Here is a 14,713-nt window from a genome sequence, read left to right on the forward strand (position 1 = left end):
AGCAACGCATCGACAACAAGATCATCCGCCCCAGCGCCAACTACACGGGCCCGGAAAACCTGAAGTTCGTGCCGATCAAGGATCGCAAGTAATCTAGCCGGCTGCCGGTTTGCTCCCCTGCATCGCCCGTGGGAGAAGGGGGTAGTTGGCCGCAAAGCTGGGCCACTACCCCCTGATCATGACTCTCTTTCGTCCCTAAAAAATGAACACTGCAAACCGCAAACCGCTGCCCGGCACCCAGCTGGATTTCTTCGACACGCGTGCCGCGGTCGACGCCATCCAGCCGGGCGCTTATGACAAGCTGCCGTACACGTCGCGCGTGCTGGCCGAGAACCTCGTGCGCCGCTGCGACCCGGCTACGCTGACCGATTCCCTCAAGCAGATCATCGAACGCAAGCAGGAACTGGATTTTCCCTGGTTCCCGGCGCGCGTGGTCTGCCATGACATCCTGGGCCAGACCGCGCTGGTCGACCTCGCCGGGCTGCGCGACGCCATTGCCGCCCAGGGCGGCGACCCGGTCATGGTCAACCCGGTCGTGCCGACCCAGCTGGTGGTGGACCACTCGCTGGCCGTCGAGTGCGGCGGTTTCGATCCCGATGCGTTCGCGAAGAACCGCGCCATCGAAGACCGCCGCAACGAAGACCGCTTCGACTTCATCAACTGGACCAAGAAGGCCTTCAAGAACGTCGACGTGATTCCGCCGGGCAACGGCATCCTGCACCAGATCAACCTCGAGCGCATGAGCCCGGTGGTGCAGGTGAAAGACGGCGTGGCCTTCCCCGACACGCTGGTCGGCACCGACTCCCACACCCCCATGGTGGACGCGCTGGGCGTGATCGCCATCGGCGTGGGCGGCCTGGAAGCCGAAAGCGTGATGCTGGGCCGCGCTTCCTGGATGCGCCTGCCGGACATCATCGGCGTGGAGCTGACCGGCAAGCCGCAGCCGGGCATCACCGCGACCGACACCGTGCTGGCCCTGACCGAATTCCTGCGCAAGGAAAAGGTCGTGTCGTCCTACCTCGAATTCTTCGGCGAAGGCACCACCCACCTGACGCTGGGCGACCGCGCCACCATTTCCAACATGGCGCCGGAGTTTGGCTCCACTGCCGCGATGTTCTACATCGACGAGCAGACCATCAAGTACCTCAAGCTCACCGGCCGCGACGATGCGCTGGTCAAGCTGGTGGAAACCTACGCCAAGGAAGCCGGCCTCTGGGCGGACAGCCTGAAAAACGCCGAGTACCCGCGCGTGCTCAGGTTCGACCTGTCCACCGTGGTGCGCAACATCGCCGGCCCATCCAACCCGCACAAGCGCGTGCCCACCTCCGAGCTGGCCGCGCGCGGCATCAGCGGCAAGGTCGAGAACGAGCCCGGCCTGATGCCGGACGGTGCGGTGATCATCGCCGCCGTCACCAGCTGCACCAACACCAACAACCCGCGCAACATGGTGGCCGCCGGGCTGCTGGCGCGCAACGCCAACAAGCTTGGCCTCACCCGCAAGCCGTGGGTGAAGAGCTCGCTGGCGCCGGGTTCCAAGGCGGTGACGCTCTACCTGGAAGAAGCCAACCTGCTGCCGGAACTGGAGCAGTTGGGCTTCGGGGTGGTGGCGTATGCCTGCACCTCCTGCAACGGCATGTCCGGCGCACTGGACCCGGTGATCCAGAAGGAAGTCGTGGACCGCGACCTGTACGCCACCGCCGTGCTGTCCGGCAACCGCAACTTCGACGGCCGCATCCATCCGTATGCCAAGCAGGCCTTCCTGGCCTCGCCGCCGCTGGTGGTGGCCTACGCCATTGCCGGCACCATCCGCTTCGATATCGAGAAGGATGTGCTGGGCACCGATGCCGATGGCAAGCCGGTGACGTTGAAGGACATCTGGCCGTCCGACGAAGAGATCGACGCGGTGGTTGCCGCCAGCGTGAAGCCAGCGCAGTTCCGCAAGGTCTACGAGCCAATGTTCGCCGTGACCGCCGACACCGGCGAAAAGGCCAGCCCGCTGTACGACTGGCGCGAGATGAGCACCTACATCCGCCGCCCGCCCTACTGGGAAGGCGCGTTGGCTGGCGAACGCGCGCTCACCGGCATGCGGCCCCTGGCCGTGCTGGGCGACAACATCACCACCGACCACCTGTCGCCGTCCAACGCCATCATGCTCGATAGCGCCGCCGGCGAGTACCTGGCCAAAATGGGCCTGCCGGAAGAAGACTTCAACTCCTACGCGACCCACCGCGGCGACCACCTGACCGCGCAGCGCGCCACCTTTGCCAACCCCACCCTGAAGAACGAAATGGTGGTGGTGGACGGCAAGGTCAAGCCGGGCTCGCTTGCCCGCATCGAGCCGGAGGGCAAGGTCACCCGCATGTGGGAAGCCATCGAGACCTACATGGCCCGCAAGCAGCCGCTGATCGTTGTGGCCGGCGCCGACTACGGCCAGGGTTCCTCGCGCGACTGGGCCGCCAAGGGCGTGCGCCTGGCCGGCGTGGAGGCGATCGTGGCCGAAGGCTTCGAGCGCATCCACCGCACCAACCTGGTCGGCATGGGCGTGCTGCCGCTGGAGTTCAAGCCTGGTGTCAACCGCGCCACGCTGGGCATCGACGGCACCGAGACCTACGACGTGATCGGCGACCGCACGCCGCGCTGCGATCTCACCCTGGTGATGCATCGCAAGAACGGCGAGCGCGTGGAAGTGCCGGTGACCTGCCGCCTCGATACCGCGGAAGAAGTGTCGATCTACGAAGCCGGCGGCGTGCTGCAGCGCTTCGCGCAGGACTTCCTCGAATCGTCGAAGGCCGCTGCGTAAGCGCGCACAGGCGCATCGACCAGCAACGTGTTCGGGCGGTATGGCGACGTACCGCCCGCTTTCATCAGGACGAATTTTCCATGGCCCACGTACCCCAGATCAAGATCCCCGCCACCTACATCCGTGGCGGGACCAGCAAAGGCGTGTTCTTCCGCCTGCAGGATCTGCCCGAAGCCGCGCAGGTGCCGGGCGCCGCCCGCGACGCGCTGCTGATGCGCGTCATCGGCAGCCCCGATCCCTACGGCAAGCAGATCGATGGCATGGGTGCCGCCACCTCCAGCACCAGCAAGACCGTCATCCTCTCAAAAAGCAGCAAGCCCGATCACGACGTCGACTACCTGTTCGGCCAGGTCTCCATCGACCAGCCGTTTGTCGACTGGAGCGGCAACTGCGGCAACCTCTCCGCCGCCGTCGGCCCCTTCGCCATCAGTGCCGGCCTGGTCGACCCCAGCCGCATCCCGCACAACGGCGTGGCCATCGTGCGCATCTGGCAGGCCAATATCGGCAAGACCATCATTGGGCACGTACCCATCACCAATGGCGCCGTGCAGGAAACCGGTGACTTCGAACTCGACGGCGTGACCTTCCCCGCCGCCGAAGTCCAGCTCGAGTTCATGGATCCGGCGGCCGAGGAAGACGGCGCCGGCGGTGCCATGTTCCCCACCGGCAACCTGATCGACGATCTCGAGGTTCCCGGCGTTGGCACGCTGAAGGCCACCATGATCAATGCGGGCATTCCGACCATCTTCCTGGACGCGGAGTCCATCGGCTACAAAGGCACCGAGCTGCAGGACGCCATCAACGGCGACCCCAAGGCGCTGGCGATGTTCGAGACCATTCGCGCCCACGGCGCGGTGCGCATGGGCCTGATCAAACATATCGATGAGGCCGCCACCCGGCAGCACACGCCGAAGGTCGCCTTTGTCGCCAAGCCGGCCGACTATGTGGCCTCCAGCGGCAAACAGGTTGCCGCCGGCGACGTCGACCTGCTCGTGCGCGCCTTGTCCATGGGCAAGCTGCATCACGCCATGATGGGCACGGCCGCGGTCGCCATCGGCACCGCGGCGGCCATCACCGGCACACTGGTGAACCTGGCGGCCGGCGGCGGCGAGCGCAACGCAGTGCGCTTCGGCCATCCCTCGGGCACCTTGCGGGTGGGCGCCGAAGCCAGCCAGGTCGATGGCGAATGGACCGTGACCAAGGCCATCATGAGCCGCAGCGCCCGGGTGCTGATGGAAGGATGGGTGCGCGTGCCCGGCGACGCGTTCTGAGGCACGCTGACGTGGCGGCATGGGTTTCACGCTGGATTGCGCTTGACCGGGTGAGCCGTGCCCTTGGCTGCGTAGTTGCGTAGCTGCGTAGTTCCAGCCACGGCGCCGGCCACCGGGACTTGTTCGAAGCCACCTCCATCTGCAACGAGCCAGAGTGGACCAGCATCTCCCGCCCTGTCCGCGCCGCTTGAATGGCAGTCCGGTCGCGTAGCGAGCGGACTGCCATTTTCCATTCAAGCCTTACCGCTCGCCCTGCAGGCTCGCCTGGCCTGCCGAAGCCACGCGTGGCCCGAATTGCGGCACCCCATGAGACGGCACCGGTTGGGTCGTAGGGCGCAAATATCTGGCCGTTAATTGCACTAATGATGCCGAGCCAGGAATCTCAATCGTGGGGCACAGGCAGCTTGGCGGTCTGCGGCTCGACAGGCACGAAGATGACCTCGCCCGAGGCCACCAGCCGAAGCGCGCCGCCGGCCTGCTCCGCGAACACTTCCGCCCTGGCAAACACCTGCCGCTTGCCGGCCTTGGTCACGCTGGCCCGCGCCACGAACGCCTGCCCCACGGCCGGCGCCATGCAGTTCACCGAATAGTGGGAAGCCATCACCGGCCCCCCTACCGTGGTGGCCGCGAATCCACAGGCGGTATCGACCAGGGCGCCGATCACGCCCGCATGGAGGAATCCCGCGTATTGCGTGGCTTGGTCGTGCCAGGCCATGCGCAGCTCCGCCGCCCCGCCCTGCGCGCTGATCACCTCGAAGCCCAGCCACCGGTTGAAGGCGGCGCTCTGGTTGACACGCTTGACCGTGTCCAGCGAATAGGCGCCGTTGGTGTTCGCGCTGGTGGTCGCGCTGGTGGCCGCGCTGGTGCTGCTCGTATCTGCTGTCATTGCATTAGCCTGCCTGATCAAGATCCAAGGAAAAAACTCACTGCATGGCCCGGAACGTCGCGTTGGCCCTGGCGCAAGCCACGCCGTCGGCGGTGACGAAAGCCTGGGCAAAGCACAGCGTGCCGCCGACCTTGGTGAATGACGTTTCGAACATCAGCCACTGCCCGATCCTTGCGACGTTAAGGAAGTCGATCGACAGGTTCACGGTGACCAGGCTGCGCGGCTCGGTGAATTGCATGCCGCACGACAGCCCCATGGCGTTGTCCGCCAGGGCCGTGATCAGTCCGCCATGGGCAAAGCCGCGTGCGTTGGTGTGAGCCCGGGCGAGCTTTACCGCCAGCACGATGGCCTGGTCCGTGCGTCTCGAGTACAGCGGCTCCCAGGGGTCGGTCAGCGGACTATGGCGAAAATGTGGCACGAAGCCCGCGGGAAGGTCGGCGGGAAGGTCGGCACGTTCGGCCGTGGCGCTGGTCATCGTGGTGTCTCCTGGTTGCATCGTTGAGGCTGTGATGGCTCAACCACTATTTTTAATGTAGACCAGTCTATATAATTCCAGCAGGATATCAACCCCTCCCACGACCGAGGACTTCATCACATGGCCGCTCAAGCCAAACATCGGGACAAGATCGTCCGCGCCGCTGCCGTGCTCTTTCGCCGCTATGGCTACGCCGCCAGCGGCACCAATGACATCGTTGCGTTGAGCGGCGCGCCAAAGGGCTCGCTCTATCACTACTTCCCGAAAGGCAAGGAGCAGATCGCCGAGGAAGTCATCGTGTACGCCGGTGAACTGGTGCGCGCGACGCTCGCGCAGCTATGCGCGGAACACGACTCGCCGGGGGCGATCGTGCGGGCCTATGGCGTCTTGATGGCCGGCTGGATGGCCCAGTCCGACTATCGTGATGGCTGCCCGATCTCCACCATCCTGCTGGAAATCGCCCCGGAGGCCGAGGGCGTGGCATCGGCAGGCAACGCGGCCTTTGCCGCATGGGAAGCCGTGCTGGCCGATGCCTTCGCGGCGCGCGGGATCCCACGGGTACGCGCCACCGAGCTCGCGGGGCTGGTGATCTGCGGCTGGCAAGGGGCACTGACGCTTGCCAAAGTGGCCAGGAGCGGCCAGCCAATCCGGCGCGCGGTGGATGAGCTGGCGCGACAACTCGACGCCGAGCCGCGGAACATCGCCCAGGGGCAGCCCGGCTGATGCGGCTTTCGCGATCGGCGCGTCACTCTTCAGCCCAAGACACATGATGTCCTACAACATAGGGAGCATCGAGAACCTCATTTGTGCCAGCCTGCCATCTGAAATTGGTGCCGAAGCACCGTGATTCGTGACGGCACCTACGAAAGACGACCGAGCTGCCGGACTTAGGCAAAGTTGCCATACAACATCGAGCGAGCGAGCGCCCCAACATGGGTCAGCACGGCCCTGCCGCACCTGGACAGGACGCGCGCCGGCTCACGACCATGAGTCAGGCGCCCTCGAAGATTCGACGCCTGGCATTCTCGATATGCCGGCGCATCGCGATCGAGGCTTGAGTCGGCGAGCGCTGCGCAATCGCCTCGATGATCGCCAGATGCTCGGCCTGGACCTGCTCGAAGCGCGTGGGATTGCGCGTCTGCCCCAGGTTACGGGCCAGTTCCATGCACTGGCGAATCGGGCCGAGCGCATGCTCGACCGTGGGCACGAAGAACGGATTGTGAGATGCCCGCGCAATGGCCAGATGCAACTGCAGATCCTCCTCCACGCCCGACGTCTCGCTTTCCTGCGTGCGGTCCAGCGCGGCGTAGGCGGCGCGAATGGCGTCGATGTCGGCATCGGTGCGCATCTGCGCTGAAATCTCAGCCACGCCGACTTCCACACAAAGGCGGAATGCATAGTAGTGCTCGATGTCGGCGATGCTGGAGATCTGGGGCGTGACCGGCTGCCCGCGTACCGGCATGCGCTGGATATAGCTTCCGGATCCCCGCCGCGAGACCACGATGCCTTCGGATCGCAAGCGCGACAGCGCCTCCCGCACGGTTGTCCGGGATACCGCGTAACGGCTGGCCAGATCGGCTTCCGTCGGCAGCTTCTGGTCTGCGGAAAACTCTCCCCGCAGGATCGCTCCGATGATCAGCTTGCAAACCTGCTCCGAAAGACTGGCGCTGTCGGTTGCCGTCAATACCAATTCGTCCACACCTTGCTCCTGCTGCTCCGCCGGCTGGCCGGCGTATGGGTTGTTGCGCAAGCTGTCAGACTAACATACTGGATGTGGGGTCCATCAACCGTTCGGCACGCCAATTTCCTTTTTAAATATGGTCATTACGTCATCTACGGTTGGGGGTAAACCCGATTTCCCCATCGTTGTCGTTGACAAGCCTTTGAAATCCTAAGAAAGTTGTCCTACTTTACTTGCACTTGTCGGACAAATAAATTTAACTCATGTTGTATGACATCCCATGAATGATTGCGATGCCAGTTCCGCTGGCACTCTTCATGGGATCAGAGCGCGAGCGCTCCATACGCCAGGCCAAACCAAACAAGACGGAGATTTCATATCGTGACCAAGATTGCATTAAGCGGCGCCGGTGGCCAGTTGGGCACCGTGCTGCGGACCGCCCTGCTGGCGCGAGGCTATGACCTGCGTTCGTCGGGCAACTCGCAGTCGCTCGCACCGGTCGCCGAGGGCGAAGAGGTAATGCGTGGCGACTTGTGCGACCCGGCCGTGGTCGACCGCCTGCTGGACGGTGTCGACGTGTTGATCCATATGGCTGGAACGAGTGTCGAACGCCCCCTGCCGGAGATCATCGACAACAACCTGCGGGCGCTCGTCGAGGTCTATGAGGGCGCGCGGCGCCAGAAAGTCGGCCGCATCGTGTTCGCCAGCTCCAATCACGCCATCGGCATGTATCCGGTGGACCAGCAACTCTCGACCGACTGCGAGTTTCGCCCGGATGGCTTTTACGGCTTGAGCAAGATGTGGGGCGAAGGGCTTGCCCGTCTGTACTGGGACAAGCACGGCATCGAGAGCGTCTGCGTGCGCATCGGCAGCTGCGTGGAAAGGCCGCAAGAGTTTCGGCATCTGAGTACCTGGCTGGGACACGAAGATCTCGTGCATCTCATCGAGCAGGGCATCACGGTTCCTGACCTTGGCTTCCTCGTCGTCTGGGGCGTCTCCGCCAATGCGCGCAGCTGCTGGAACAACGATGGCGCGGCGCGCCTGCGCTACCGGCCCAAGCAGAATGCCGAAGATTTCGCCGAAGAGATTCTCGCCGGCCCGAACCCGCTCGATGCCATCGGCCGCCAGTACCAGGGCGGCAGTTTCGCGAGCATCGATTTCACGCCAGAGGCGCGGCGCCATGGCGGCGCGCACAGGTAACGCGTAAGCCAGGAAGCTTGATTTCCAGCCCCTGCCCCACGCCGAGGATCAATGGCCGCTTGCTTTGGCCGGCTGACCTGCGTGGATTGGCCCTGGGGCCAACCCGGATCGGGAACGACGCAAAGCGTCACACGGCTTTGCCGCGAACCCATAAATACAAGGAGACATGATGAAACACATAAAGGGCATGCGCTGGTGGATGGTCAGCCTGGTCACGATGGGCCTGATCGTCAACTACCTGGCGCGCAATACGCTATCCGTTGCCGCACCGACAATGATGTCGGAGTTGCATATGACGACACAGCAGTACTCCTATGTGGTCGTGGCCTGGCAGGTCTGCTACGCCATGATGCAGCCGGTCGCCGGCCTGGTACTGGACGCCATCGGCACCAAGATCGGCTTTGGCATCTTCGCGCTGGCGTGGTCGCTGGCATGCGCCGCCGCCGCATTGGCCTCAGGCTGGCAAGGCCTGGCGTTCTTTCGCGGCCTGCTTGGCCTGGCCGAAGCCGCAGGCATCCCCGGTGGCGTAAAGGCGACGACGGAATGGTTCCCCGCCAAGGAACGCTCGATCGCCATCGGCTGGTTCAACATCGGCTCGTCGATCGGCGCGCTGTGCGCCCCGCCGCTGGTCGTGTGGACGATCCTGAACGGCGGCTGGCAACGGGCCTTCATCATCGTCGGCGCGCTGGGCGTGGCATGGACCGTGCTTTGGATGCTCTGCTACAAGCATCCGAAGAACCAGCAGCGCCTGTCGGACCAGGAACGCGAGTACATCCTTGCCGGCCAGGAGGCGCAGCACAAGGATGCCAACGTGGCCAAGGCAAGCTGGCTCGAGATCATGCGCAGCCGGAATTTCTGGTCGATCGCGATTCCCCGTTTCCTGTCGGAGCCGGCCTGGCAGACCTTCAACGCCTGGATTCCGCTTTACATGGCAACCGAGCGCCATATGAACATCAAGGAGATCGCGATGTTTGCATGGCTGCCCTTCCTCGCCGCCGACATCGGCTGCGTGCTGGGGGGCTATCTCAGCCCGTGGTTTCACAAGCACCTCAAAGTGTCGCTGTTTACCTCGCGCAAGCTGGTCATGCTGGTCGGCTGCCTGGCGATGATCGGTCCGGCCTGCGTGGGCCTGGTGGACAGCCCGTACAGCGCCATCGCGCTGTTGTGCGTCGGCGGCTTTGCCCACCAGACCTTGTCGGGCGCGCTCTACTCGATCACGTCCGACGCGTTCGGCAAGAACGAAGTGGCGACAGCCACCGGCCTGGCCGGCATGAGCGGCTACCTGGGCGCGACCCTGTTCACGCTGCTGTTCGGCATCGCCGTCACGCATATCGGCTACAGCCCGCTGTTCGTCCTGCTGGCAGTGTTCGACCTGATCGCCGCCGCCATCGTCTTCCTGATGGTGCGTGAACGCGCTGCGCCCGGCGCGGCGGCTGCCAACCTCGGCTCCCCCGCGCTCCACTCCTGACACCTGACGAAACACAAGCCGCGTCAAGCCTGCCGGGCCCGAACGCACACGCGTTCGTGGCCCAGGCGAAGTGCTGCCCACGATTGGCGGATGCACGCCCACCGGCACGGCGCACGGATAGCGGCTCGCGGTTGTGCAAGAACATCGGCACGGGACCAGCCGTGCTCGAAAAATCCAAGAACCTTAGAGGAGATCGTTGAAATGAGAATGAAATTGCTTGCGGCCACAATGGCTGCCCTGGCCGCTGGCGGCGCAAATGCTCAGTCGAGCGTGACGCTGTATGGCGTGGCGGATGCCGGCCTCGAATACACGAACAAATCCTCCGCGACAGCCGCTGGCGCTCCCGGCGGCAACGCTTATCGGCTGACCTCGGGCAATCAGTCCGGCTCGCGTTGGGGCATGCGCGGCGTCGAGGATATCGGCGGCGGCCTGAAGGGCATCTTCGTGCTGGAAAGCGGCGTGAACTTCGACACCGGCTCGTCGGGGCAAGGTGGCCGCCTCTTCGGGCGCGCAGCCTATGTCGGCCTGCAAAGCCCGTACGGCACGTTCACCCTGGGCCGCCACACGACCCCGTTCTTCGACTTCGGCCTGCTCTACGATCCGATGGCGATCTCGACACGCTACGGCATTACCTCCACCGCGCCGGAATTTGGCTCGCGTGCCGACAACAGCGGCAAGTACACCGGCACGTTCGGCGGCCTGACCGTGTCCGGTCTCTACAGCTTCACCAACAATGGCAACGAGGTGGCGGGAGCCTTCACCAACGGGCGCGAATACAGCTTCCTGGCCAGCTACGCGGCGGGTCCCTTCGCGATGGGCGCGGCTTATGACCAGGCGAACAACACCGGGGCTGCCAGTGCGCAGATGATTCGCCGTGCCACCGCGGCTGGCTCGTACACGCTGGGCGTTGCCAAGGCATTCCTGGGCTACCGCTGGGCAAAGGCTTACAACGGCGCCTCGCTGCCCGGCGGCCAGTTCACCAACGGCGGGTCGAACCTGTACTGGGCAGGCCTGGCCTACCAGCTGACCCCGGCATTCTCGCTGACAGGCGCCGCGTACTACCAGGACTTCCGCAATAGCGGCGCCGACCCTTGGGACTTTGTCGCGACAGCGGACTACGCCTTGTCCAAGCGCACCGACCTTTACGCTTCCCTGTCTTACGTCAAGAACAAGGGCAACTCAAACCTGAGCGTGAACGGCTTCAACAACAACAGCCCGACCGATAGTGCGTACGTTCAGGCTGGCGCGAACCAGTTTGGCGCAACGCTCGGCATTCGCCACAAGTTCTGATCCGGTGCGAGACGCCGGCATCCTGACCGATGCCGGCGTGGCGGCGGCCAAGGCCGGCGCGGCCAGCCGTTTATAATGAGCGCCCATCCGCCCCGCCACCCAGCCGCATGCCGTCAAACCCGCAAGACTCCTGCCAATCCGCCCAGCCAACCGAAGGGCAGCCGGAGTCACAGCCGAATTCACAGCCGAATTCACCACGCGGCGACGAAAGCCTGTTCGACCGCCCGGACAGCCCGTGCATCGGCATCTGCTCGACCTTGTTCGACGAGATCTGCCAGGGTTGCGGGCGCAGCGCCATGGAAGTCAGCAACTGGGTCTTCATGGACGACAAGGAAAAGCAGGCCGTGTGGGAACGCATCACGCGCGAGGGCAAAGGCAAGCGCTTCCGCCAGGGCTGAGCCAGGGCCGGCTCTTGCGCCCACGGTGGCCGGCTTAAGCGTAGCTTCAGCCGCCTGCCAGCCGCGGCTCCATATCCTCCACCTCGCGCCGCTCCAGCCGCTGGCGCGCAAGCTTGCGCCAGTTCTCGGCCAGTGCCGGCAGCGTCGCCATGACGCACAGGGCGCCCGCATCCAGCCGATCCACATAGAGCACGTGCAGCAGCCGCTGCAGGCTCCAGTCCGGATACGGCCGCTCGACCAGCACCAGGCTGTCGCCCCGCTCCAGGCCGCCCTCTTCCAGCACCCGGTAGTACCAGCCCGTGCGCAGGCTTTGCTGGACCGCGCGCGCCATGCCGGCGTGCCCGAACCGATGGTTCAGCTTCCAGCATGGCTGGCGCGCCTGCGACACCTCGACCAAGGCCCCGCCCAGGCGAAAACGATCGCCAATGCAGACATCGGCCTCGGTCAGGCCAGCGGTGCTCACGTTCTCGCCAAACGCGCCGGGCCGTGCCAGTACCTCGGCCGCCTGCGTGGACAGCGGCGAGAGTTCCTCGCGCCAGGCCGGATAGTGATCGAAGGCGTAGTGGTGAATGGCCTTTTCCGGGCCGCCATGGTGCCTGGGGTCGCCCTGCCCGTCTCCAGCCAACCCCAGCACGGTGACGCGCACCGCCCCGTCCACCGCCTGCTTGTCGATGCCGCTAGGCACCCCCTTGGACCCAAACGGGCGCACGGTGCCCAGCAACACGCAGCCAATTGGAATGGACACCCCGGTCATCGTCATCGCCTGCCGGCCGGTTGCAGCACCAGCGTGTCGAATGCCTCGTTGCCCGGCGCGCGGCGGCCCGGCGCCATGGTGATGTACTGCACCGCGGCCCACTTGTCGGTCCAGTCGCGGTAATGGGTCGATGTCACGTTGCCCGATTGCCCGGTCGAATCCATGAAGCGCGACTCGGCCAGGTCCGACAGGTCGTAGATGGCACGCAGGCTGGCCGCGTGCACGCTCTCGAACGGCGCCGCCTCGTCACGCAGGTTGTGGCGCCCCACGTTGACCGTATAGGTGTCTCCGCCACTGGGCACCTTGACGTTGAACAAACCCGCCAGGTAAGGCTGCTTGCCGAACGGCTTGTGCTCGGAGCGGGCCGCGTGCGCCTGGCCCCAGCGCCAGCGCTCAGGCTTGTCGCCGTAGCGCCGTTCCAGATCGGCAATGGCGAGACGCCAGGCTTTGGCCACGGCATCGTCGCAGCTCTCCGTTGCCGGGGTGGTGCTGTCGTCGCACCAGAACGTGCCTTGCCCCCGCGGATTACGCAATACGTTGAGCATGGGCTGCTGCACGTTACGCTGCTCCCACAGACGGTTGAACAGCGTATCTCCGACCTTGTCCTCGAACAGCACGCGCGACAGCTCGCGCAGCCATGCGGTTGCGACCAGCGGCTCGGACAGCCCGGGCTGCATATCGCCATCCCATTTGCGCAGCGATGCGATCAGCGCGCGCTCGCGCTCCGGCAGCGCCGGGTCGCTGGCAATGGGAGATGCCAGCAGCAGCGGCAAGGCATCGCGCACGGCAAGCGAGAGCGTGTCTTTCTGGATCGCGCCAAAACTGTCCAAGGTGTGCCGCTCGGTGGCGTCGATCAGCGTGCGGATGCGCTGGTAGCGATACGGCACGGTCCATTCGCTGGTCAGGAAGTACGGGTAGTCGTCCTCGACGATCTTCTGGTTGGCAGTGGCGATCACGCCCTCGGGCGGATTGAAGCTGCGCGGCAATTGCTCGAAGGGGATGAAGCCGCTCCAGTCGTAGCGCGCGTCCCAGCCGGGGGCCGGCGCCAGCCCTTTCAGGTCATTGTCGGCGCGGCGCAGCGGCACGCGGCCCGGCGCGATAAAGCCGATGTTGCCGTCGACATCGGCGTAGACGATGTTCTGCTGCGGCGAATGGAAATCGCGCAGCGCCGCCAGGAAGCTGGCCCAGTCGGTAGCGCGGTTCAGCGCCAGCCCGGCCTGCACGGTCCGGTCGTCGGCACGCAGCGCGGTCCACTGGAAGGCCACCACGTACTGTGCCCCGAGCGGGGCCGCGGCGGTCGCCACCGGCTCGGCCCCATCCGAAATCACCGGGCCATGGCGCGTCTCGCGCACGTTCAGCGTCACGTCGGGTGCGCCCTTGACGTGGATGGTCTCGGTGCGCGTGACGAACTCAGCCCAGCCGTCCGGCGTCTGGTAACGCTGCGTGCTGCCAGGCTGCAAGCGCTCGATATAGAGATCCTGCACATCCGGCGCGGTATTGGTGAAGCCCCAGGCGATGCGCTGGTTATGCCCGAGCACCACCGCCGGCATGCCGGGCAGCGTAGCGCCCGTGACATCCAGCCCGGGAGCCTGCATCTGGGCGAAGTACCACAGCGCCGGCGCCTGCAGCCCGAGGTGCGGATCATTGGCCAGCAGCGGCTTGCCCGAGCGGGTATGGGCGCCCGACACCACCCAGTTGTTCGAGCCCATGCCCTCCACATAGCCCGCCGGCGCCTGCTGCTCGACTCGCGCCATGGCCGTGGCCAGCGGCGCCAGGTGCCGGTAGAGATTGCCGTAATCCATGGTACGCAGCGGCCGCTCGCCAGGATAAGGCGCCAGCAGCTCGTTGATGCGCGACACCGGCAGCACCTGCGCCAGCCGCATGCGCAGCGTCTCCTGGGTCCAGTTGCCGCCCAGGTCCCACGCCATCATGGTCTGCCAGGCCAGCGTATCGGCCGGCTCCCAGTGCTCGGGCCGGGTACGCAAGATCAGGAACTCCGGCGGCAACGGCCCCTTGCGGCCATCGATACAGGCATTCACGCCATCGGCATAGGCCTGCAGCATGGCGCGGGTCTCGGCGGAGGATTGGGCCAGGATGGCTTCGGCATTGCGCCGCACGCCCAGGGTACGCAGGAAACGGTCGGTATCCAGCGCGCTCGGCCCCAGGATTTCCGCCAGCCGGCCGGACGCGATGCGCTTGTTCATCTGCAACTGCCACAGCCGATCCTGCGCATGGACGAAGCCGAGCGCAAAGTAGGCATCCTGTGCATTGGCCGCCTTGATATGCGGCACGGCATGGCGGTCCCGCACGATCGATACGCTTTCGCGCAAGCCGGGCAGCTTCAGCGTGCCCGCGGTCTGCGGCTGCGATGCCTGCCGATACCAGACATAAGCGCCAAACGCGCAGACCAGCAGCAGCACCGCCAGCGTCAATACCAGCCAGGTCAGCCGTTTCAACCAACGCATCGATCCCTCTCCCCGCGTGGCGTGT

General features: G+C 65.2%; 12 protein-coding genes. 7 read left to right on the forward strand and 5 right to left on the reverse strand.

Annotation, left to right across the window (positions count from 1 at the left end):
* The first annotated feature begins 202 nt into the window (after positions 1 to 202).
* Positions 203 to 2,800 carry a Fe/S-dependent 2-methylisocitrate dehydratase AcnD gene (gene acnD, locus AC1RWI_RS03625; RefSeq protein WP_043346710.1) on the forward strand — a complete coding sequence of 866 codons (2,598 nt, stop codon included), beginning with the start codon at positions 203 to 205 and terminating at the stop codon, positions 2,798 to 2,800.
* Positions 2,801 to 2,880: 80 nt separating this feature from the next.
* Positions 2,881 to 4,071: a 2-methylaconitate cis-trans isomerase PrpF gene (gene prpF, locus AC1RWI_RS03630; RefSeq protein WP_492864604.1), complete on the forward strand. Its 1,191-nt coding sequence runs from the start codon at positions 2,881 to 2,883 to the stop codon at positions 4,069 to 4,071.
* 382 nt (positions 4,072 to 4,453) lie between these two features.
* On the opposite strand, the gene AC1RWI_RS03635 is transcribed toward prpF, so the two are convergent.
* Together AC1RWI_RS03635 and AC1RWI_RS03640 are read right to left on the reverse strand one after the other, a co-directional pair.
* Positions 4,454 to 4,957: a PaaI family thioesterase gene (locus AC1RWI_RS03635; RefSeq protein WP_492864606.1), complete on the reverse strand. Its 504-nt coding sequence runs from the start codon at positions 4,955 to 4,957 to the stop codon at positions 4,454 to 4,456.
* 37 nt (positions 4,958 to 4,994) lie between these two features.
* Complete coding sequence (locus AC1RWI_RS03640) at positions 4,995 to 5,432, reverse strand: PaaI family thioesterase (RefSeq protein WP_043346715.1); 438 nt, start codon at positions 5,430 to 5,432, stop codon at positions 4,995 to 4,997.
* 120 nt (positions 5,433 to 5,552) lie between these two features.
* Here AC1RWI_RS03640 and AC1RWI_RS03645 point away from each other — a divergent pair, with 120 nt between their 5' ends.
* Positions 5,553 to 6,155, forward strand: coding sequence for a TetR/AcrR family transcriptional regulator (locus AC1RWI_RS03645; RefSeq protein ID WP_043346717.1), 603 nt, complete (start codon positions 5,553 to 5,555; stop codon positions 6,153 to 6,155).
* A gap of 268 nt (positions 6,156 to 6,423) precedes the next feature.
* Here AC1RWI_RS03645 and AC1RWI_RS03650 read toward each other — a convergent pair whose 3' ends face one another.
* Positions 6,424 to 7,182 (reverse strand): FadR/GntR family transcriptional regulator, encoded by a 759-nt coding sequence (locus AC1RWI_RS03650; protein WP_330218475.1) that lies wholly within the window; start codon positions 7,180 to 7,182, stop codon positions 6,424 to 6,426.
* A 312-nt stretch (positions 7,183 to 7,494) separates the two neighbouring features.
* Here AC1RWI_RS03650 and AC1RWI_RS03655 point away from each other — a divergent pair, with 312 nt between their 5' ends.
* From AC1RWI_RS03655 to AC1RWI_RS03670, 4 genes are all read left to right on the forward strand, one after another.
* Positions 7,495 to 8,313, forward strand: a complete 819-nt coding sequence (locus AC1RWI_RS03655) for an NAD-dependent epimerase/dehydratase family protein (protein ID WP_492864609.1) — start codon at positions 7,495 to 7,497, stop codon at positions 8,311 to 8,313.
* Between the two features lie 169 nt (positions 8,314 to 8,482).
* Positions 8,483 to 9,781: an MFS transporter gene (locus AC1RWI_RS03660; protein ID WP_492864806.1), complete on the forward strand. Its 1,299-nt coding sequence runs from the start codon at positions 8,483 to 8,485 to the stop codon at positions 9,779 to 9,781.
* Between the two features lie 201 nt (positions 9,782 to 9,982).
* Positions 9,983 to 11,071, forward strand: coding sequence for a porin (locus AC1RWI_RS03665; protein ID WP_043346725.1), 1,089 nt, complete (start codon positions 9,983 to 9,985; stop codon positions 11,069 to 11,071).
* A gap of 107 nt (positions 11,072 to 11,178) precedes the next feature.
* Positions 11,179 to 11,469: a DUF1289 domain-containing protein gene (locus AC1RWI_RS03670; protein ID WP_492864611.1), complete on the forward strand. Its 291-nt coding sequence runs from the start codon at positions 11,179 to 11,181 to the stop codon at positions 11,467 to 11,469.
* Between the two features lie 46 nt (positions 11,470 to 11,515).
* On the opposite strand, the gene AC1RWI_RS03675 is transcribed toward AC1RWI_RS03670, so the two are convergent.
* Together AC1RWI_RS03675 and AC1RWI_RS03680 are read right to left on the reverse strand one after the other, a co-directional pair.
* Positions 11,516 to 12,223 carry an MOSC domain-containing protein gene (locus AC1RWI_RS03675; RefSeq protein WP_492864613.1) on the reverse strand — a complete coding sequence of 236 codons (708 nt, stop codon included), beginning with the start codon at positions 12,221 to 12,223 and terminating at the stop codon, positions 11,516 to 11,518.
* 2 nt (positions 12,224 to 12,225) lie between these two features.
* Positions 12,226 to 14,688: a penicillin acylase family protein gene (locus tag AC1RWI_RS03680; protein ID WP_492864615.1), complete on the reverse strand. Its 2,463-nt coding sequence runs from the start codon at positions 14,686 to 14,688 to the stop codon at positions 12,226 to 12,228.
* Positions 14,689 to 14,713 lie beyond the last annotated feature (25 nt).

The organism is Cupriavidus sp. MPR-AND1C (genome assembly GCF_058809705.1).

What these genes read in the sequence shown, in the direction of transcription:
- AC1RWI_RS03640 (WP_043346715.1), bottom strand. Translation starts at nt 5,432, where the DNA reads ATGACCAGCGCCACGGCCGAACGTGCCGACCTTCCCGCCGACCTTCCC.
- prpF (WP_492864604.1), top strand. Translation starts at nt 2,881, where the DNA reads ATGGCCCACGTACCCCAGATCAAGATCCCCGCCACCTACATCCGTGGC.
- AC1RWI_RS03645 (WP_043346717.1), top strand. Translation starts at nt 5,553, where the DNA reads ATGGCCGCTCAAGCCAAACATCGGGACAAGATCGTCCGCGCCGCTGCC.
- AC1RWI_RS03670 (WP_492864611.1), top strand. Translation starts at nt 11,179, where the DNA reads ATGCCGTCAAACCCGCAAGACTCCTGCCAATCCGCCCAGCCAACCGAA.
- AC1RWI_RS03635 (WP_492864606.1), bottom strand. Translation starts at nt 4,957, where the DNA reads ATGACAGCAGATACGAGCAGCACCAGCGCGGCCACCAGCGCGACCACC.
- AC1RWI_RS03680 (WP_492864615.1), bottom strand. Translation starts at nt 14,688, where the DNA reads ATGCGTTGGTTGAAACGGCTGACCTGGCTGGTATTGACGCTGGCGGTG.
- AC1RWI_RS03660 (WP_492864806.1), top strand. Translation starts at nt 8,483, where the DNA reads ATGAAACACATAAAGGGCATGCGCTGGTGGATGGTCAGCCTGGTCACG.
- acnD (WP_043346710.1), top strand. Translation starts at nt 203, where the DNA reads ATGAACACTGCAAACCGCAAACCGCTGCCCGGCACCCAGCTGGATTTC.
- AC1RWI_RS03665 (WP_043346725.1), top strand. Translation starts at nt 9,983, where the DNA reads ATGAGAATGAAATTGCTTGCGGCCACAATGGCTGCCCTGGCCGCTGGC.
- AC1RWI_RS03675 (WP_492864613.1), bottom strand. Translation starts at nt 12,223, where the DNA reads ATGACCGGGGTGTCCATTCCAATTGGCTGCGTGTTGCTGGGCACCGTG.